General features: G+C 38.8%; 17 protein-coding genes and 2 pseudogenes. 9 read left to right on the top strand and 10 right to left on the bottom strand.

Annotated features, from left to right (window positions below):
• The 6 genes and pseudogenes from AACV00_RS03590 to AACV00_RS03565 all read left to right on the top strand — a co-directional run.
• Window positions 1-816, top strand: a pseudogene (locus AACV00_RS03590) (electron transport complex subunit RsxC); the annotation flags it as partial.
• A gap of 5 nt (window positions 817-821) precedes the next feature.
• Window positions 822-1,898, top strand: coding sequence for an electron transport complex subunit RsxD (rsxD, locus tag AACV00_RS03585; RefSeq protein ID WP_004243022.1), 1,077 nt, complete (start codon window positions 822-824; stop codon window positions 1,896-1,898).
• A gap of 11 nt (window positions 1,899-1,909) precedes the next feature.
• Complete coding sequence (rsxG, locus tag AACV00_RS03580) at window positions 1,910-2,536, top strand: electron transport complex subunit RsxG (RefSeq protein ID WP_004251120.1); 627 nt, start codon at window positions 1,910-1,912, stop codon at window positions 2,534-2,536.
• 1 nt (window position 2,537) lies between these two features.
• Window positions 2,538-3,242 (top strand): electron transport complex subunit E, encoded by a 705-nt coding sequence (locus AACV00_RS03575; protein ID WP_004243024.1) that lies wholly within the window; start codon window positions 2,538-2,540, stop codon window positions 3,240-3,242.
• A gap of 12 nt (window positions 3,243-3,254) precedes the next feature.
• The gene (gene nth / locus AACV00_RS03570) at window positions 3,255-3,893 is read left to right on the top strand and encodes an endonuclease III (protein ID WP_004243025.1); all 639 of its coding nucleotides are present in this window, start codon (window positions 3,255-3,257) and stop codon (window positions 3,891-3,893) included.
• Window positions 3,894-4,005: 112 nt separating this feature from the next.
• Window positions 4,006-5,949 carry an exoribonuclease II gene (locus tag AACV00_RS03565; protein WP_108716979.1) on the top strand — a complete coding sequence of 648 codons (1,944 nt, stop codon included), beginning with the start codon at window positions 4,006-4,008 and terminating at the stop codon, window positions 5,947-5,949.
• Window positions 5,950-6,172: 223 nt separating this feature from the next.
• Here the strand turns inward: AACV00_RS03565 and yciH are convergent, their stop codons facing one another.
• The 5 genes from yciH to pgpB form a co-directional block, all read right to left on the bottom strand.
• Complete coding sequence (gene yciH / locus AACV00_RS03560) at window positions 6,173-6,496, bottom strand: stress response translation initiation inhibitor YciH (protein ID WP_004248106.1); 324 nt, start codon at window positions 6,494-6,496, stop codon at window positions 6,173-6,175.
• Window positions 6,489-7,235 (bottom strand): orotidine-5'-phosphate decarboxylase, encoded by a 747-nt coding sequence (gene pyrF / locus AACV00_RS03555; protein ID WP_161737329.1) that lies wholly within the window; start codon window positions 7,233-7,235, stop codon window positions 6,489-6,491. The genes yciH and pyrF overlap by 8 nt, the downstream gene beginning before the upstream one ends.
• Window positions 7,236-7,278: 43 nt before the next feature.
• Window positions 7,279-8,448 (bottom strand): lipopolysaccharide assembly protein LapB, encoded by a 1,170-nt coding sequence (gene lapB, locus AACV00_RS03550; protein ID WP_004243030.1) that lies wholly within the window; start codon window positions 8,446-8,448, stop codon window positions 7,279-7,281.
• A gap of 12 nt (window positions 8,449-8,460) precedes the next feature.
• Window positions 8,461-8,778 carry a LapA family protein gene (locus tag AACV00_RS03545; RefSeq protein WP_004243031.1) on the bottom strand — a complete coding sequence of 106 codons (318 nt, stop codon included), beginning with the start codon at window positions 8,776-8,778 and terminating at the stop codon, window positions 8,461-8,463.
• A gap of 158 nt (window positions 8,779-8,936) precedes the next feature.
• A complete protein-coding gene (pgpB, locus tag AACV00_RS03540) occupies window positions 8,937-9,656 on the bottom strand; it encodes a phosphatidylglycerophosphatase B (RefSeq protein ID WP_004248109.1) in 720 nt (239 codons plus the stop codon).
• Between the two features lie 278 nt (window positions 9,657-9,934).
• Between pgpB and ribA the strand changes: the two genes are divergently transcribed.
• Both ribA and AACV00_RS03530 read left to right on the top strand, forming a co-directional pair.
• Window positions 9,935-10,534 carry a GTP cyclohydrolase II gene (gene ribA / locus AACV00_RS03535; protein ID WP_004243033.1) on the top strand — a complete coding sequence of 200 codons (600 nt, stop codon included), beginning with the start codon at window positions 9,935-9,937 and terminating at the stop codon, window positions 10,532-10,534.
• Between the two features lie 229 nt (window positions 10,535-10,763).
• Window positions 10,764-11,579, top strand: coding sequence for a MetQ/NlpA family lipoprotein (locus AACV00_RS03530; protein WP_060555474.1), 816 nt, complete (start codon window positions 10,764-10,766; stop codon window positions 11,577-11,579).
• Window positions 11,580-11,633: 54 nt separating this feature from the next.
• Here AACV00_RS03530 and AACV00_RS03525 read toward each other — a convergent pair whose 3' ends face one another.
• Entirely contained in the window at window positions 11,634-13,094 is a 1,461-nt protein-coding gene (locus AACV00_RS03525; protein WP_108716978.1) for a transferase, read from the bottom strand.
• Between the two features lie 206 nt (window positions 13,095-13,300).
• Complete coding sequence (acnA, locus tag AACV00_RS03520) at window positions 13,301-15,973, bottom strand: aconitate hydratase AcnA (protein ID WP_004248112.1); 2,673 nt, start codon at window positions 15,971-15,973, stop codon at window positions 13,301-13,303.
• Between the two features lie 221 nt (window positions 15,974-16,194).
• Between acnA and AACV00_RS03515 the strand changes: the two genes are divergently transcribed.
• The gene (locus AACV00_RS03515; protein WP_004248113.1) at window positions 16,195-17,028 is read left to right on the top strand and encodes a hypothetical protein; all 834 of its coding nucleotides are present in this window, start codon (window positions 16,195-16,197) and stop codon (window positions 17,026-17,028) included.
• 59 nt (window positions 17,029-17,087) lie between these two features.
• Here the strand turns inward: AACV00_RS03515 and cysB are convergent, their stop codons facing one another.
• From cysB to AACV00_RS17620, 3 genes and pseudogenes are all read right to left on the bottom strand, one after another.
• Window positions 17,088-18,062 (bottom strand): HTH-type transcriptional regulator CysB, encoded by a 975-nt coding sequence (cysB, locus tag AACV00_RS03510; protein WP_004243041.1) that lies wholly within the window; start codon window positions 18,060-18,062, stop codon window positions 17,088-17,090.
• Between the two features lie 441 nt (window positions 18,063-18,503).
• Complete coding sequence (locus tag AACV00_RS03505) at window positions 18,504-19,253, bottom strand: hypothetical protein (protein WP_071233752.1); 750 nt, start codon at window positions 19,251-19,253, stop codon at window positions 18,504-18,506.
• Window positions 19,254-19,305: 52 nt separating this feature from the next.
• Window positions 19,306-19,380, bottom strand: a pseudogene (locus AACV00_RS17620) (hypothetical protein); the annotation flags it as partial.
• Window positions 19,381-19,670: the final 290 nt, after the last annotated feature.

The following is a 19,670-nucleotide window of genomic DNA, read 5'->3' as shown; positions in this document are numbered from 1 at the left end:
GCTGTAGCGGCAGCATTGGCTCGGGTAAAAGCTAAGAAAGCTCAGCAAGCGCAAGCAACTGCAGAAATAGACACTCCTGCTGAAACCCAGGCTGAGGTAGAAACCGATCCGCGCAAAGCTGCTGTAGCGGCAGCATTGGCTCGGGTAAAAGCTAAGAAGGCTCAACAAGCGCAAGCAACCGCAAAAGTAGACACACCTACTGAAACTCCTGCTGATGCTGAGCTGGAAATCGATCCGCGTAAAGCTGCTGTGGCTGCTGCTATTGCTCGGGTAAAAGCTAAAAAATCCCAGCAAACGCAAGCAACCGCAAAAGTAGACACACCCGCTGAATCTCCGGCTGAGGTGGAAACCGATCCACGTAAAGCTGCTGTGGCCGCTGCTATTGCTCGCGTAAAAGCTAAAAAAGCTCAACAAGCACAGGCAACTGCAAAAGTAGACACACCCGCTGAAACTCCAGCTGAGGTGGAAACCGATCCGCGTAAAGCTGCTGTGGCTGCTGCTATTGCTCGGGTAAAAGCTAAAAAAGCTCAACAAGCGCAAGCAACTGCAGAAATAGACACACCTGCTGAAACTCCGGCTGATGCTGAGGTGGAAACCGATCCACGTAAAGCTGCTGTCGCCGCTGCTATTGCTCGGGTAAAAGCTAAAAAAGCCCAACAAGCGCAAGCAACTGCAAAAGTAGACACACCGGCTGAAACTCAGGCTGAAGTGGAAACCGATCCGCGCAAAGCTGCTGTCGCTGCTGCTATTGCTCGGGTAAAAGCTAAAAAAGAAGCACAGCAACGCCATGCTAAAGAAGAAGTGACATTGGATTAATACAAATGAAATTTAGACCAATACAAAATAACAATAGCAAATTGAAAATCGCCAGCTCTCCATTTACTCATAATCAACAATCCACCAGTCAAGTGATGTTGTGGGTAATATTGGCCGCTATTCCAGGTATTCTATGCCAACTATACTTCTTTGGTTTAGGGACGCTATATCAAATCATCTTGGCAATCATTGTCGCGCTATTGGCGGAGACTATTTGTGTCAAACTCAGAAAAGAAGATCCACTTCTATACCTAAAAGATAATTCCGCTTTACTAACAGGTATCTTACTAGCAATTAGTATTCCTCCTTTAGCGCCTTGGTGGATAATTGTTTTAGGGACATTTTTTGCGGTTGTTATTGCCAAACATATTTATGGCGGATTAGGTCAAAACCCATTTAATCCCGCGATGGTCGGTTATGTGGTGCTATTGATCTCCTTTCCTGTACAAATGACATCATGGATGCCCCCCATTGAATTACAAGCCGTATCTTATAACTTTATAGATAGCTTAAGTATTTTCTTTACCGGACATACACCCTCAGGACTCACCCTTGAAGATTTAAGGCGCTCTGTAGATGGCATTACCCAAGCCACACCACTTGATAGTTTTAAAACTGGATTATTAACCCACTCTATTGATGAAGTATTAGCAACGCCAATCTTACAAGGTGGATTTGCGGGAATGGGTTGGCAATGGGTAAATGTTGCCTATCTGGTTGGGGGCGTTATCTTGTTATATAAACGAATTATTAGCTGGCAAATTCCTGTTGCCATGTTAACGCTGCTTGGTGTTTGTTCTCTGATCAGTTGGGGGATCGATGCTACTCGTTACTCTCAGCCACTATTACAGCTTTTCTCAGGTGCGACGATGTTAGGGGCTTTCTTTATTGCCACCGATCCTGTTAGCGCCTCCACCACACCGAAAGGGCGATTAATCTATGGTGCAATCATTGGCCTATTAGTGTGGATTATTCGTGTCTATGGTGGCTATCCTGATGCCGTGGCCTTCTCAGTCCTATTAGCTAATATTGCTGTACCGCTTATTGATAGTTATACCCGTCCTCGGGTTTATGGACATTAATGGAGATAATGATGATCGAGATACTAAAACGTCATGGGTTAACATTAGCTATCTTTGCGGCCTGTACCACAGGGTTAACGGCTGTCGTCTATCACTTGACGGCGAATACTATCGCAGAGCAAGCGGCTTTAGAAAAACAGAAATTATTAGACCAAGTGATCCCAACCTCTCTCTACAATAACCATCTCGCGCAAGATTGTTATATTTTGACAGATAAAGCATTAGGTAATGAAAAACCACATAAACTTTATGTTGCTCGTTTTAATGGTAAACCTGTCGCCGCCGCATTAGAATCAACGGCACCTGACGGTTATTCAGGGGCGATTGAATTATTGGTTGGTGCTGATTTTAGTGGCAAAGTACTCGGTGTTCGCGTGACAACACATAATGAAACACCGGGGCTAGGTGATAAAATAGAAACGCGTATTTCAGATTGGATTTACTCATTAAGTAACAAGTTTATTACCAGTGATCATGACTCACATTGGGCGGTAAAAAAAGATGGTGGTGATTTTGACCAATTCACTGGAGCAACTATCACACCAAGAGCCGTCGTTAATGCATCAAAACGTACTGCATGGTTAATACAATCTTTACCTGAAAAATTAGATACCCTTTCAGCTTGTGAGGCGAATTAAAATGAGTATGATCAAAGAACTGTTTTCACAAGGATTATGGAAGAATAACTCTGCTTTAGTTCAATTATTAGGGCTGTGCCCATTACTGGCAGTGTCTTCTACCGCGACCAATGCTCTAGGCTTAGGTCTAGCCACAACATTAGTATTAGTTTGTACCAATGTGGCAGTGTCTAGTTTACGTCGTTGGGTTCCCTCTGAAATTCGTATTCCAATTTATGTTATGATTATCGCATCCGTTGTTAGTGCGGTACAATTGCTTATCAATGCCTATGCTTATGGTTTATACCAATCGTTAGGAATATTTATTCCTCTTATTGTCACTAACTGTATTGTGATTGGTCGTGCAGAGGCGTTTGCAGCTAAAAATGAAGTTTTCCCTTCAGCAATTGATGGCTTTGCTATGGGATTAGGTGCAACAGCGGCACTTTTTGTTTTAGGGGCAATGCGTGAAATATTAGGTAATGGCACTTTATTTGATGGTGCTGATTTATTATTAGGTGAATGGGCGCAAGTATTAAGGGTTGAGATAGTACATTTAGACTCACCTTTCTTACTGGCTATTTTACCACCTGGTGCCTTTATTGGTTTAGGTTTTATGCTGGCCATAAAATACCTGATTGATGAAAAACAGAAAAAACGCGTTCCATCCACGACCAAAACCTATGAAAAAGAACAAGGTTGTGGCAGTCATATTGTTAAAAACTAATTTGTGAGCATAATGAATCAAGCTAAACGTATAGAAATTTTAACTAGGTTGCGGGATAACAATCCGCATCCTACTACTGAGTTAAGATTTAACTCCCCGTTTGAATTATTGATCTCCGTGTTACTCTCTGCACAAGCCACCGATGTTAGTGTTAATAAGGCAACAGCAAAACTTTACCCTGTTGCCAATACACCTCAAGCAATGCTGGAATTAGGTGTTGAGGGGATCAAATCCTATATTAAGACCATTGGCCTATTTAATACAAAAGCTGAGAATGTGATTAAAACCTGCCAAATATTGGTAGATAAACATCATGGCCAAGTTCCTGAAAATAGAGAAGCTTTAGAGGCATTACCCGGTGTCGGCCGTAAAACAGCGAATGTCGTACTTAACACCGCTTTTGGTTGGCCGACCATTGCTGTTGATACACATATCTTTCGCGTGTGTAATCGCACTAAATTTGCACCGGGAAAAAATGTTAATGAAGTGGAACAAAAACTGCTAAAAGTGGTACCGGCAGAATTTAAAGTCGATTGCCACCATTGGCTTATCCTGCATGGTCGTTATACCTGTATTGCCAGAAAACCACGGTGTGGCTCTTGTATTATTGAAGATCTCTGTGAGTATACCGAAAAAACAGATCCACAATAACATTGTGCAAATTTCTCTGTTTTTCTGATGCATATTACTTGCGTCATTACACACAATCGAATAAAACTATTGCCCACTTTTATTATTAAAATTGCCGACTTTCCGGAAAAATATGTTTCAAGACAATCCGCTGCTTGCTCAGCTAAAACAGCAACTCCATGCCCAAACACCGCGCGTGGAAGGCCTTGTAAAAGGGACAGATAAAGGCTTTGGCTTCCTTGAAGTTGATGGTCAGAAAAGCTATTTTATCCCTCCTCCTCAAATGAAAAAAGTGATGCACGGTGATCGCATTATTGCTGCCGTACATACCAATAATGATAAAGAGTCCGCTGAGCCTGAAGAGCTGGTAGAACCCTTTTTGACTCGCTTTGTCGGCCGTGTTCAGAAAAAAGAAGGTGATAATCGTCTATGGATTATTCCTGATCACCCTCTACTCAAAGATGCCATTCCTTGTCGTCCTATAAAAAGCTTAACGCATCCATTTGCCGATCAAGATTGGGCAGTGGCGGAAATGCGCCGACACCCTCTTAAAGGTGATAAACATTTCCAAGCTGAATTAACTGATTTTATTACCGATAAAGATGACCATTTTGCACCTTGGTGGGTGACATTAATGCGTCATCAATTAGAGCGAAATGCACCTGAAGTAGACAGTGAAACATTAACCTTACATGATGATCTACCGCGTGAAGATTTAACTGCGCTCTCCTTTGTGACCATCGATAGTGCTTCAACCGAAGATATGGACGATGCGTTATATATTCGTAAAGAAGAAAATGGTCAACTTTCACTGTATATCGCTATTGCCGATCCAACGGCTTATATTCAGCCTAATAGTGAATTAGATACCATCGCAGCACAACGAGCGCTAACAAACTATCTACCGGGCTTTAATATCCCGATGTTACCTCGTGAGCTATCAGATAATCTCTGCTCATTGCGCCCTAATGAAAAACGCCCTGCGTTAGTCTGCCAAGTGGGTATCATGGAGGATGGTGCATTAACCGATGAGATCCACTTCTACTCAGCATGGGTAGAATCAAAAGCAAAACTGGTTTATGACAACATTTCTGATTGGCTAGAAGGTGAAGAAACACAGTGGGCACCCGAAAATGAGATTGTTCATGAACAAGTCATGCTGTTAAAAGAGATGAGCGAGAAACGTCATATATGGCGTGAACAACATGCTCTCGTCTTTAAAGAGCGTCCGGACTATCGCTTTATTCTTGATGACAGTGGCAACGTATTAGATATCGTGGCGGAAAAACGTCGTACTGCCAACCGTATCGTGGAAGAAGCGATGATCACCGCCAATATTTGTGCGGCAAAGGTACTTAGTCGTAATCTCGGTTTTGGTATTTATAACGTTCATACTGGTTTTGATCCGCTCTATATTGATCAAGTCTCACAAACCTTAAAAGAGCACGGTATTGAAACTAACGCAGATGAGTTATTAACCCTTGAAGGTTTCTGTCGCTTACGTCGTGAACTGGATAATCAGCCAAACCAATTCCTTGATAGCCGTATTCGTCGTTTCCAAAACTTCGCTGAAATAAAAACAGAGCCAGGCCCTCACTTTGGTTTAGGCCTTGAAGCTTATGCGACATGGACATCACCGATCCGTAAATACAGTGATATCTTAAATCACCGTTTATTAAAAGCGATTATCAGCAAAAGTGCGGCAGAAAAACCGCAAGATGAAGATTGTGTTCGTATTGCCGAACGTCGTCGTGCTAACCGTATGGCCGAGCGCGATGTCGGTGATTGGTTATATGCGCGCTTCTTAAAACCTTTTGCTGGCACTGAGAGTACCTTTAATGCCGAAATTATTGATATTACTCGTGGTGGTATTCGGGTACGTTTAGTTGAAAATGGGGCTATTGCCTTTATTCCTGCACCATTTTTACATGCGGTACGTGACGAAATTCAATGCAGTCAAGAAACTGGCTCTGTCATTATTAAAGGCGAAACAGCCTATAAGCTTAATGACATTATTGCGGTACGTATTGAAGATGTGAAACTAGAAACGCGTAATATTGTTGCTCGTCCGATTTAACAGCTATTTAGCGTAATAGATATTATCAAGCTGATAACCTTACTCAGGTTATCAGCTTTTTTATTTATTGCATTTTGCGACTCTACAGATATATAAAGTGACACTGTCACCACTAAAACTAGTTTGCTAATAATAAAAATGCGCCGACCTTCAACAAGATAAGCGCACTATATGTAGAATACTAGGCTTCAATCGATGATTGGGGTTGTGATAAAGAACTACCTTAGCCTCCGGCCAATTTCACTTTCATCCCTTTCGCTTCTAATAAAGATTTAATTAAATCCCGTTTATCACCTTGGATTTCAATTAATCCCTCTTTAACACTGCCACCACAACCACATTTCTTTTTTAATTCAGCCGCTAATTTAGCCAGAGCTGCATCATCCAAATCAATACCGGAGATAACACAAACACCCTTACCTTTACGGCCACTGGTTTGACGTTGGATACGCACAATACCATCACCGGCGGGGCGTGTAGGTTTCTGCTCTTCTTCTTTAATCCGACCAATATCAGTGGAATAAACCAGCCGAGAATTATTATCCATGTTGCACAACACCTTGTATAGAACGATTAATTTGCTGTAAAGTTTCCAGTGGATTTTCACTGCGTGTAATAGGTCTGCCGATCACCATATAATCCACCCCAGCCACTATCGCTTGCTCTGGCGTCATAACTCGACGCTGATCACCCACTTCGCTCCCCGCGGGTCGAATTCCGGGAGTGACCAATAAAAAGTCATCACCACACACTTGTTTAAAACGAGTGGCTTCATGGGCCGAACATACCACACCATCAAGACCACAGGCTTTAGCCAGTAATGCTAAGCGTTCGGCTTGTTCTGCTGGAGTTAAGTTAATGCCCAATTCAGTGAGATCGGATTGATCCATACTGGTCAACACAGTGACAGCGGTTAATAGCGGTGCCTCTTTGCCAAATGATCTTAAGCTCTCCTTTGCCGCACGCATCATACGACTACCACCACTCGCATGCACATTTACCATCCATACCCCTAAATCGGCAGCCGCGGCAACTGCTCTCGCCCCCGTATTGGGTATATCATGAAATTTTAAATCTAAGAAAATATCAAATCCTTGCTGTTGCAATTGCGTTACAAATTGCGGTCCAAAGCGAGTAAACATCTCTTTACCAATTTTAAGGCGACAAGATGAAGGGTCGATACGTTGTGCAAAATCGAGTGCACTTTTTTGGTCTTCATAGTCTAGTGCCACAATAACGGGCGCGCAGGTAGAGCTGGGCGATTTTTTATCACAATCAAATGACATTTTAAGGCCTTTATTTATCAAGAGACTATTAAAAGTGACATCGTCACTGACCATCTAAGCCACGTATCGGCTTAACGGTATCCCAAGAGCGACAGGATGGACAATGCCAATATAATGCATGGGAGGTAAAACCACATTTATGGCAACGGTAATCAGGTTTTGTGCGGATCTGCTCACCGACCATATAACGTAATAAGATCAGACTCTCTTTTGCGCGTCCTTCTTCTGCTTCAGCTAAATGATAGCGCATTAAACGATAGAAAAGTCGCATGGTAGGATGACGTTCTAGTTGGCGATTAATATATAACTGTGCGGCTTCAATGCCCTCTTTCTCTTCAATAATATCGGCAAGATAAAGCTCTGCAATGGCACCACAATTACTCTCGACACATTGACGTAGATAGGCTTCCCAACGTGCAGGATCACCTTGAGATTGGAAGCATTCAAAAAGCATTGGCAAGGTTTCACTGACCATCTCTTTATCTTGCTCAATTACTTTCATTAATACATCAATGGCTTTATTTTTTTCATCGCGCGCGATATAGATACGACCATACATAATGGAAACACGGGCACAAAGTGGATCCATTTGCCCGGCTTTTTGTAGAAAACTTAGCGCATTATCAAGATTATCACTGCTCATTTCTTGCAATGCGAGTTCACAATAGAAATGAGCAATTTGCTCTTTAAGTTCATGTTGACCCAGTTTTACCAATTTCTCTGCGGTTTCTATCGCCTTACCCCAGTCACTGGTAAGTTGATAAATGGCTAGGAGGGATTGTAATGCACTTTGACGAAAATCCTGCTCATCAATCAGCTGTAAAAACATATGTTCAGCGCGATCATAAACCCCTGCTGCGACATAATCACGGCCAAGTTGCTGAATAGCGAGAAGACGTTGTTCAAAAGAGAGTGCCGCGCTCTCCATTAACGATTGGTGAATACGAATCGCACGTTCAACTTCACCACGAGAGCGAAATAGATTACCTAAAGTAAGATGTGCTTCAAAGGCTGAGCTATCCTCTTTAAGCATTTCAAGGAACAGATCAACCGCTTTGTCTTGTTGATCAGAAAGTAAAAAGTTAACCCCTGCCACATATTCACGTGACAGGCGATCGGCATTTTGCTGTTTATCCTGTTGCGCACCACGACGCCCCATATACCAGCCATAAGCCGCAGCGACCGGTAATAACAGAAACAGCAACTCAAGCATCTATTCTCGTCCTTATTTTACAGTAGAAACGGCTGTAGAACGATTTTCTTGGCTTTCTTGTTTGGTTTGCTCACTTTCAAGGCGCTTAATTTTACGCTTTGCTCTTACTAATGATAAACGTACTCGCAAGTAAAAAACGCCACTGACGATCCAGCCCAGTACAAAACCAACACCAAACAGCGTGGCTAATAAAGTAGAGATACGATATTCACCTTGAGCAATAAGATAATTGAAGGTGATCACCTGATCATTATTTGAACCTAACGTCATGGCTATTACGACAATAGCTAGCACCAGAACAACCAAAATAAAAAGTAGAACTTTCTTCACATTATTTCCTTTTTATTCTCTTTTCTTTGGATAAGGGATAAAGGTAGCATTTTCACCACTCACAAAGAAAGTCATTTCTTAGAATCATCTGATTTTCGTATATTTTTTCACATAAATAGTGAAAAATAAATTCGCTATCTCAAAAAGAAAAACGATTATCAAGGTTTTAACAACAATCGTCGTTCAATCATCCAAAATGCACACCACACCAACACAGCACTAATCAGAATACCGACAATCACATCAGATGCCCAGTGCATACCTAATATTATTCGTCCGACAGTCACATCAATACCCCATAATATCCCTAAGCTGGCTAAAAAATAGTGGCGTCGTAACATACACAGCACAAACACAAATAAAGCCAGTGTTGCAGAGAATAAGCTGTGTCCAGAAGGAAAGGCATAACCGGTTTCTGCTCGCCAATGGCTTAATTGCCATTGAGGGATCAGCGACGAATGAGATAATCCATTATGCAACAGTTGCTCACGCTCAGGACGAGACACTTGGTAAAAATGTTCTGGTGATATTGATAGTTGGTTACTGACCCAAACCACATAAGGTCGTGGCTCTTTAACGCTATTTTTTACAACCACTTTGATCAACTGCCCCAACATCAAAGTCGCGACCATAATAATTGCCAACTGAATAAATGCTTTTTTAGGTAGTTTAAGAATAAAAAAGAGCAAAACAAGGCAAAGTAATATAGTTAAAGCTCCCCAAGGTTTAGCCGCACTATTGGCTATCCATAAAGTGCTTTCGCCTCCCAGAGGATGTGCTGATGGTTGCCATTGCCATCCCAGAATAAGCACCACAATAGGTACAATCAAAAGCAATCCACTTCCTAAAAGCATCAATACTGATATTTGCTTATTCAATCTATTTGTCCTTATCTATTCTGTATGCACTGTTTTTATTTACTGATGATTAACTGATATAAATGATTAGTATAAACAATACCAGTTTAGCAATAAATAATTATGCAAGTAGGCTTAAAATCTGATAATTTGTTTAGGTGTGATTTATTAAGTGTGTGTTATCAAATTCCCTGCCGATTTAGACAAGGAACCATTTCAGTGTTTTATTTCTCTTTGTCCTCGTTATAAAGTGTATAATCTTGAACGAGAGTATCACCTGAAATTATGAGTCAAAAATAATGAAATTAAGACGTATCGCAGAAGCAAAACTCCCTACTCCTTTTGGTGAGTTTTTAATGGTGGGTTTTGAAGAAATTGCCACAGGAAAAGATCATGTTGCCCTCGTTTTTGGTGACATTTCTGGCACAAAACCCGTTTTATCCCGTATTCATTCTGAATGTTTAACTGGCGATGCACTATTTAGCCTGCGTTGTGATTGTGGCTTTCAGCTAGAAGCTGCCCTTTCACAAATTAGCAAAGAAGGCCGTGGTGTATTACTTTATCATCGCCAAGAAGGTCGCAATATTGGTTTACTTAATAAAATCCGCGCTTATGCATTACAAGACCAAGGATTAGATACTGTCGAAGCTAATCTAAAGTTAGGATTTAAAGCCGATGAGCGCGACTTCACCCTTTGCGCTGATATGTATAATCTATTAGGCATACATGAAGTACGATTATTAACCAATAATCCAAAGAAAATCGAAATAATGAAAGAAGCTGGGATCAACGTGGTAGAGCGTGTTCCATTAATCGTAGGACGTAATCCAAGTAATGCTCATTATCTTGATACTAAAGCGGATAAAATGGGACATATGTTATTTAAAAAAGCGCAATAACATAAATATCGGATAGATTATCAGCGTTATTATTCAATCCGGGTGATTTAGCCCGGATTTTATTTTCCTGCACTTACCCCCATCAAGCTACTGACTATTTTCAAGATGATTTTTTTATCCTTTAATTATTAAATTATATCATGTGAAATTTTATCATATGGCAAGCTGTTGACTCTTTAACTGGCTTTAAGCTATTTATAACTAAATAATTTTTAATAGGAATAGCATAATGCCATTACATTTTTCTGGTAGGATTTTTGCGTCTCTTTTATTAGCTGGGACACTATTAACAGGTTGCGATAACAATGATAACAACCGTTATGCAATTAAAGTGGGGGTGATTAATGGTGCAGAGCAAGATGTGGCAGAAGTCGCTAAAAAAGTGGCTAAAGAAAAATATGGTTTAGAGGTTGAGCTGGTGGGTTTTAGTGGCTCATTGTTACCTAACGATCCCACTGCAAACAAAGAATTAGATGCCAATGTGTTCCAACATCGCCCTTTCCTTGAGCAAGATAATCGTTCTCGTGGTTATAACCTCGTCGCGGTAGGCAATACCTTTGTTTTTCCTATGGCGGGTTATTCAACCAAAATTAAACATCCTCAAGAATTAAAACCCGGTGATACAATAGCACTGCCCAATGATCCAACCAACTTGGGGCGCGCATTATTATTGCTACAAAAAGAGAAACTGATCACCTTAAACCCTGACAGTGGCCTATTACCCACAACACTCGATATTATTGATAATCCACTTAAATTAAATATTATGCAATTAGAAGGTGCGCAACTACCACGAGTATTAAACGATCCCCAAGTAACAGTTGCGATAATTAGCACAACTTATATCCAACAAATTAATTTATCACCAACCAAAGACAGTATTTTTATTGAAGATAAAAGTTCACCTTATACTAATATTATTGTTACAAGAGAAGATAATAAAGAAGCAGAGAATGTACGCGATTTTATTAGAGCCTACCAGTCACCCGAAGTGGCAACAGCCGCTGAGACTATTTTTAAAGGTGGTGCTATTCAAGGGTGGTAAACACGACTTATAATTTATCAGGTCACTTATAATAAGTGACCTATTTATTAATAGTTATGACCCAAAATAAAACTTTAATTTATTATTTTCATCTGCTTTAATTGATACTTGAAGATCATTACCATATTGATCATATATAATACAATTCATTTCTTCATCTTTCCTACTGGATGTAAATGCTTTTCCATATTCTATACTATAGCTCCAGAAACATACTCCATCCTCATCATTTGCTGATGTGACCGGAATTAAAGTATCTGGTTTAAAATGGAATTCCTTAGTGTAATAATGAGGCTTTAATGGAATTTTTTTAATATATTTATCAGTCGATGTGCTAATAATCTGATAATGACCTTTTTGAAAATAATGAAAAGATTTATTTTCTTCATACTCTACACTCTTAGTTATCGTTCTATTATTACCGTTAAACCTTAGATAATATTTCGTCAAGACATCACCTGATGTTTCTAGATCTTTTTCTATTCTAGGATTTACCAGCGGTTCTATGTCTACATCTGCTTCTGTAAATATTTTTTTTGGTGCAACGTCCAGAATGATAAAATTTAAATAATCACTGTAATTATTTTTAAAGGCTGTAGTATACTCTTTTCCTTTAATGTGAGTCTGTGCACAAATCCTAAAGGTATCTATCACTTTATTAACAGAAAGATAAATAACACAAGTAGATGCATCAGGGGAGTTCAATGTTGCTTCTTCACTGCTTGGAAATACAAATCCATTTTCTTTATCAGATAAAGAAATATCATTGCGGTCAATAGGAAGATTTTTTTCATTTACAATATGTGTATTTCTATAAATATCTTCTTTGGCTATTTTTATGATACGACCATTTTTATCTAAAGCCTCTATATAAATAGTAATAGGTACCTGATGTCTACCATTAACATATGCAGTCGCTGTACTGTTATATCTATTAATATAAATATAAAATGCTCTTAGTTCATTAATATCATCCCAAGAGCCAAATTGGCTCTTAATAACCTCACCTTTCGATACAATTGTATTTCCCTCAACAGTCGCATAACCAGTCACCCAACCATTTTTTTCAACTATTGCATCACCACGAACAATAGCATATTCTGATACTTTAGCATTATCTTTAATAACAGCATTATCATATATTACAGCATCGTCAGATATTCTCGCATTATCTTTAATAACTGCATTATCATATATTACAACATCATCAGATATTGTCACATTATCTTCCACTAGCACATTACCATAAATCTCTGCATTGTCTTTTACTTTACTATTTCCCTTAACTATTGCATTACCGTAGATCTTCACATTATTTCTTATAATTGCATTATCTGTGACTTTAGCATTACCAAATACCATTACATTATCAAAAATAAAACAATTATCATCTCTGCTTAAATTACTTTCATTTTCTATCCATCCTCCTGGACTATCTGTATACACTCTTCTAATTCTATATAAAGTAACACCATTATATTCTTTTGTTTCACTCGTTATTTTATATTTCTTCATAAACACCTCCATAATAACACCCTGTTAATATTGTTATATTAACTTGATACTCATTAAAAATACGTTTAGCATTTAATGGTTAGTTTATAGTATTAGATGAAATCATTTGTCGATATTATGAAATATAAAAATATTCTATTATAAAAAAGAAAGCGAAGAATTAATTCATCATTCTTCGCCAACTAATTAATACTTACTAAATTATTTTACAACATATTACGAATAACATAATGCAAGATCCCGCCATGTTCAAAATAAGCCAGCTCAGTTTGCGTATCAATACGACAACGAGCCATAATAGTTTCTTGGCGACCATCTGCAAAAGTAATATTGACAGCGACATCTTGACCCGGTGTTAGCGAATTAAGCCCCGTTATCTCAATTTTTTCATCACCTTTGAGCCCTAAAGTCTGGCGTGATACACCGTTAGGAAATTCTAAAGGTAATACTCCCATACCAATCAAATTAGAACGGTGAATACGTTCAAACGATCCGGCTATCACCACTCGCACACCTAATAATCGTGTACCTTTGGCGGCCCAGTCACGGCTAGAGCCTGATCCATATTCATTACCGGCAATAATGGCTAAAGGCGTATTTTCTTGCTGATAACGCATCGCCGCATCATAAATGGCTAACGTTTCTCCCGTTGGAATATGTTTTGTAAAGCCCCCTTCGATCCCCGGCACCATTTCATTACGAATACGAATATTTGCAAAAGTTCCTCGCATCATAACTTCGTGATTACCACGTCTTGAACCGTAAGAGTTAAAGTCTTTTGGTTCAACACCATGCTCTCGAAGATAACGCCCAGCAGGGCTATCGGCTTTAATATTCCCAGCAGGTGAAATATGATCGGTGGTCACCGAGTCACCTAATATGGCTAAAATACTAGCTTGGTGAATATCTTTAATCGCCTCTGGTGTTTTTGTCATACCTTCAAAAAAAGGAGGATGGCGAATATAGGTAGAATCAGGTTGCCAAGCATATACAGGGGTATCTTGTATTTTTAGTGATTGCCAAGTTTCATCACCATCAAATACCGCAGAATACTCTTTATGGAACATCTGCGTTTTTACTTTTTCCACCGCATCGGCAATGGCTTTACTGTCAGGCCAAATATCTTTTAAATAGACCGGATTGCCCTGCTTATCTTCACCTAATGGCTCTTTGGTCAAATCAATATTCATATTACCAGATAGCGCATAAGCCACGACTAAAGGAGGAGAAGCAAGCCAGTTGGTTTTCACTAAAGGATGGATACGACCTTCAAAGTTACGATTACCCGATAATACAGCGGCTATAGTTAAATCATTATCTTTAATCGCCTCTTCAATCGGGGCTAATAAAGGCCCTGAGTTACCAATACATGTGGTACAACCATAACCAACCAAATTAAAACCAAGTTTATCTAAATAAGGTGTTAATCCCGCCAGTGCTAAGTAGTCAGTCACCACTTTAGAGCCGGGGGCTAGTGACGATTTGACCCATGGCTTACGCTGTAGGCCTTTTTCTACCGCATTTTTAGCCAGTAGACCTGCGGCCATTAAAACATTAGGGTTAGAGGTATTGGTACATGAGGTGATCGCTGCAATCACTACCGCACCATCCGTTAAGGTAAAAGGAGGCTGATTATCAATAGTGACCTGAGGATATTGAGCAAGAGGTTTTTTATTTGTTTCAAGCTCTACAGCAGCTTTAAATGCTTTTGGTACATTCAGCAAGTTAACTCTATCTTGTGGTCGTTTAGGGCCAGCAAGACTTGCTTCCACAGTGCCCATATCTAACGATAAGGTTGAGGTGAAAATAGGTTCATCACCGGCATGACGCCATAAGCCTTGCTCTTTACTATAGGCTTCAACTAATGCAATTTCTTGCTCTTCACGCCCAGTAAGACGTAAATAATCTAATGTAATTTCGTCAATAGGAAAGAAGCCACAGGTTGCACCATATTCAGGTGACATATTGGCAATCGTCGCTCGGTCAGCAAGAGGCAAAGAAGCCAGTCCATCACCATAAAACTCAACAAATTTCCCTACCACACCATGTTGACGTAACATTTGCGTTACGGTTAATACTAGGTCAGTCGCTGTGATCCCCTCACGTAGTTTACCCGTTAACTTAAAACCTACCACATCAGGGATCAGCATTGAGATCGGTTGGCCTAACATCGCAGCTTCCGCCTCAATGCCACCAACGCCCCAACCCAACACGCCCAGACCATTGATCATAGTAGTATGTGAATCGGTTCCAACCAAAGTATCAGGGTAAGCAATATGTCGGCCATTTTGTTGCTCAGACCATATCGCTTTACCTAAATATTCTAAGTTAACCTGATGGCAAATGCCCGTTCCAGGAGGTACTACACGAAAACGTTCAAACGACTGTTGCCCCCAACGTAAAAAGAGATAACGCTCATAGTTACGCTGCATTTCAATTTCAACGTTTTTCTCAAAAGCATCATCACTGGCATATTTATCAACCATCACCGAATGGTCGATAACCAAGTCAACAGGAGAAAGTGGATTAACTTTTTCTACATTTCCCCCCAAAGATTTTACGGCTTCACGCATAGCGGCTAAATCAACAACGGCAGGTACACCCGTAAAATCTTGCATTAATACTCTTGCTGGGCGATAGGCAATTTCACGGGAGGCGTGGGCATTTTTTTGCCAATCCACCAATGCCTTAATATCATCTTCAACAACCGTATCATCATCAAGATAGCGGACTAAATTTTCTAGCAGAACCTTTAACGATTTAGGGAGACGAGTGATATCCCCTAATTGACGAGCAACTTCAGAAAGACGGTAATACTCATATTGATGAGTACCTACAGAGAGCGTAGAAAGACTCTCCTTTTTCAGACGTAACGACATAGCTCCTCTCCTTCTTATTTTTATGCTGACAGCAATCACAAACTATCAAAATAGGTAAGGTTATCTATTAACCATATCATAGAAAGAGAAATTTCGCTTACGGACCACACGATTTGTTAATATGATGTTATTGAGATTATATTACTAACAAAACTTAATCTCTTTCTTTTAACTTAATTAGGATTTAATGGGGGTATTATTGCAAATAAAGGATAATGTATATGAACAATCAACAAGCCGAACAACTAAAAAAGATTATGATGGCTGATAGTTATTTTGCACAACCTATTACGCCCCCTTTTCCACAGCCTTTAGCAATAAAATCATTACAACAGACACTTAATATCAAAGATACAGAAGGACTTGTTCAATTTATTATCGCTTCACCTAAACGTTTTAACGAATCAGAAAAAATGATCATGACACAACTGAAAGATATACAAATTGCCTTAATCTCTATTATGTCGAATCATCTTTCAGTATTAAAAAAAGAAGATAGTGAAGCTTATTATCAACCAGAGCATTGGCTAGAAACCCTTAATCATTTGCCTTTGCTTAGCCGTAATAAAGTTGAAAGCAAACGACTTGATAAGCAAACATTTGATTTTTCAATTGCTCAAGCCTTTGTGCAACTGTTATTAGGTGCGGCCATTAATGCAGCGTCACCGTCATTAGCCGAGTTTATCGATTTTTTACGCAATCAGGGACAACAAATTGAACTAGGAATACGCCAATCCTTTGATAGCTATAAAACAATAACTATTGCAGGTGTGACGGAAATCCTTAATCATAATAATCAGCTTATTTTTGTACCTAAATTAAAAATAATGAGTCTACGTTTCTCACATCGAACAGCCAAAATGTTATTAGCCAGTTGTTCGGGGCGAAAATTTACGATTTCAGTAGAATACACAACAATCACCTCAATTTTTGATATTGGTGCACTTAATGATCCACTGATTAATCGACAATTTTATGCTTTTTTAAATAAGTTTCGTCAGTTGAGTATTACTCAATCTGATTCATTTTTTAGTGGGGACTTTTTATTGCAATAGCATTAATGTTATAAGTTACATAATGATAAAAGGCGGGATAATATACCCGCCTTTGCGTATTAAACTAAAGGTAACTCGATATCTTTAAATAACTCTTCAATTTCTTCATTGGTGCGTAAAGCTGTCGCTTGTTCCACCAAATTACGTGTTAGATGTGGGGCAAAACGCCACATAAAGTCATACATATAACCGCGTAAAAAACCACTACGTCGAAATGCAATTTTTGTGGTGCTATAACTAAATTTATCACGCATATCAATAGCGACTAAATCGCTATCAAGCATCGGATCAAATGCCATACTCGCAATCACACCAATACCTAAGTGTAGCCTGACATAAGTTTTTATTACATCCGCATCCGTTGCAGTAAAAACAATTTTAGGCTTTAAACCCACTTTACCAAAGGCTTCGTCAAGATCAGAGCGCCCAGTAAAACCATGGGTATAAGTAACGATATCGTAAGTTGCAAGCTCTTGTAAGGTAACTTCACGCTTTTGCGCCAATGGGTGATCTTTAGTTACCACCACAATACGATTCCAACGATAACAAGGTAACATCACTAAATCGTTATACAGATGTAGTGATTCGGTCGCTATAGCAAAATCACTTTTACCACGGCAAACATCTTCTGCAATTTGTGTCGGTGAACCCTGATTCATATGTAATGACACTTCGGGATAACGTTCTATAAAACCTTTAATCACAGGGGGTAAAACATAACGCGCTTGTGTATGAGTGGTGGCAATAGAAAGCGAACCGCGATCAGGATAAGTGTGTTCCCCTGCAGCCGAGCGGATAGCTTCTGTTTTGGATAATATCTCACGAGATAATCTGACAATTTCTTCCCCCGCTGGCGTCACATGTGTTAAGTGCTTACCACTGCGAGAGAATATTTGTATACCCAACTCATCTTCTAGCATACGAATTTGTTTACTGATCCCCGGCTGAGAGGTATATAAACGCTCTGCTGTCGTTGAGACGTTTAAATCGTTATTCACCACTTCAACGATATAACGCAACTGTTGTAATTTCATAGAAGCACGATCCCTTTACAAAAGACTTATTATTCTGTTATTCCGCTCATATTCATATAACCAAAAAGAATAATAAATAAGCAATATATAACCACTATATCACTTATTTCATTTCGGTCTAACGTAATTAATAAGGTTATTTAGGTTTTATTATATCGAATAGTTATAAGCTATAAAAATTGGTAGAAATCTTGCTGTCTGTGGATGGTCTTGATTGTATTGTGATAATAACAATTTACTGATTCGATTTGCTGTTAAAACCACTGTACTATTGCCTAGTAAGCGTTGGAAAGTACAGTAAACGGTCAGGAGCAACAGAATCATATTTAACGTAATGTACATACATAGAAGATGATCACCATCGAAGGTTAGCTCATATCAAATAAATCTATAAGATTGCATAGTTAAATTAATAGTTGAATTAGAATAGTAACCTATTGATTAATCAATATATCTAACAAAAGAAGTAAACGATTTCTCATCACTATTCTCGATTATTTCATTAAAACCAATCATTTTACTATAAGTCGAACCACTCAGTGTTTTAATATTACCGTTAGGGAAAATAGCTTTGTCATCCTTTGAGATAGTCGTAGTTAGTTTAGGTTCAACTTTATAATTAAAATAAATTTTTCCATTTAATTTATTGGATAAACTCTTTTCACCTTCTATTCTTGATAGTGAATAATAGATTGATTGGCCATTTTCACTTTCAATCATTATAGGAGCTATTGTTGTAAATAATTCTACTCTCGAATATTCACTATTAACAATAGGAAAAACAAGAGTACTAATTCTATCTTGTTTGTATTTCACCGATATTGGTGCTATATCTATTTCTTTCAACTTCCAATTACACCATCCCCCTCCATCAATAGGCACAGTGTAGGTCGCAGTTTTATTATCCTCTGCTATTTTACGTTCTACCTCTACTTTTTGTGTTAAAGAGGAGTAAGAGACTTCGGTATAATCAGAATTAAAATGAGAACGTTGGCATTTATTTGACGTATAAGTACCTCGGACTTGCACTACTGTTTCAGGGGAAATAGTTGAATAAACCGTGATTTTATTGCCATCATTATTCATATTGACGGGGAATTTATTATCAAGATATATATTGATAAGCCCACTACAACCACCTAACAATAGATAAGGAATAAGAACAAATAATTTAATCATTGTCATTAGCATATTTGAACCTTTTCATCGCCGTTATGCCTTCTGGCATAAATAATGTGGGTAATATATTACTGACAGGATCTGCCGTGATGTTACCTTGTGTTTTCCCTTCAATGGAAATATAGCAAGGTGTTGGCATAACAATATCCTTTTATCAAAAATAACAAATTAAACTAAACGATTACACTAAAAACACTTCGTCCGTTATATCCGCTATCTTAGACAGTGCGTACAATAAGACTTGAATAAAGGATAATAAAAGCTTATTAATAAACTGTAAACAGCTCCCATATTTAGTATCTCTCTAGCATAAGTCACTTTGCGTAAAATGATTAAAATATCACTATATCATGCTGTGAAAATAATCATAAAAAGTATTTGTTAGTATAAAATATGAATAATAAATAAACAAATTACTCATAACCCAGT

Origin of the sequence: Proteus sp. G3927, from assembly GCF_963894685.1 — a bacterium.
Classification (GTDB): domain Bacteria; phylum Pseudomonadota; class Gammaproteobacteria; order Enterobacterales; family Enterobacteriaceae; genus Proteus; species Proteus mirabilis.
The sequence above is the reverse complement of the archived record's forward strand: the minus strand, read 5'-3'. Positions and strand labels throughout refer to the sequence as shown.

Bases quoted from the DNA above. Each gene is read 5' to 3' on its own strand.
- rsxD (WP_004243022.1), top strand. From the start codon at position 822: ATGAAATTTAGACCAATACAAAATAACAATAGCAAATTGAAAATCGCC.
- rsxG (WP_004251120.1), top strand. From the start codon at position 1,910: ATGATCGAGATACTAAAACGTCATGGGTTAACATTAGCTATCTTTGCG.
- AACV00_RS03575 (WP_004243024.1), top strand. From the start codon at position 2,538: ATGAGTATGATCAAAGAACTGTTTTCACAAGGATTATGGAAGAATAAC.
- nth (WP_004243025.1), top strand. From the start codon at position 3,255: ATGAATCAAGCTAAACGTATAGAAATTTTAACTAGGTTGCGGGATAAC.
- AACV00_RS03565 (WP_108716979.1), top strand. From the start codon at position 4,006: ATGTTTCAAGACAATCCGCTGCTTGCTCAGCTAAAACAGCAACTCCAT.
- yciH (WP_004248106.1), bottom strand. From the start codon at position 6,496: ATGGATAATAATTCTCGGCTGGTTTATTCCACTGATATTGGTCGGATT.
- pyrF (WP_161737329.1), bottom strand. From the start codon at position 7,235: ATGTCATTTGATTGTGATAAAAAATCGCCCAGCTCTACCTGCGCGCCC.
- lapB (WP_004243030.1), bottom strand. From the start codon at position 8,448: ATGCTTGAGTTGCTGTTTCTGTTATTACCGGTCGCTGCGGCTTATGGC.
- ribA (WP_004243033.1), top strand. From the start codon at position 9,935: ATGAAATTAAGACGTATCGCAGAAGCAAAACTCCCTACTCCTTTTGGT.
- AACV00_RS03530 (WP_060555474.1), top strand. From the start codon at position 10,764: ATGCCATTACATTTTTCTGGTAGGATTTTTGCGTCTCTTTTATTAGCT.
- AACV00_RS03525 (WP_108716978.1), bottom strand. From the start codon at position 13,094: ATGAAGAAATATAAAATAACGAGTGAAACAAAAGAATATAATGGTGTT.
- acnA (WP_004248112.1), bottom strand. From the start codon at position 15,973: ATGTCGTTACGTCTGAAAAAGGAGAGTCTTTCTACGCTCTCTGTAGGT.
- AACV00_RS03515 (WP_004248113.1), top strand. From the start codon at position 16,195: ATGAACAATCAACAAGCCGAACAACTAAAAAAGATTATGATGGCTGAT.
- cysB (WP_004243041.1), bottom strand. From the start codon at position 18,062: ATGAAATTACAACAGTTGCGTTATATCGTTGAAGTGGTGAATAACGAT.
- AACV00_RS03505 (WP_071233752.1), bottom strand. From the start codon at position 19,253: ATGCTAATGACAATGATTAAATTATTTGTTCTTATTCCTTATCTATTG.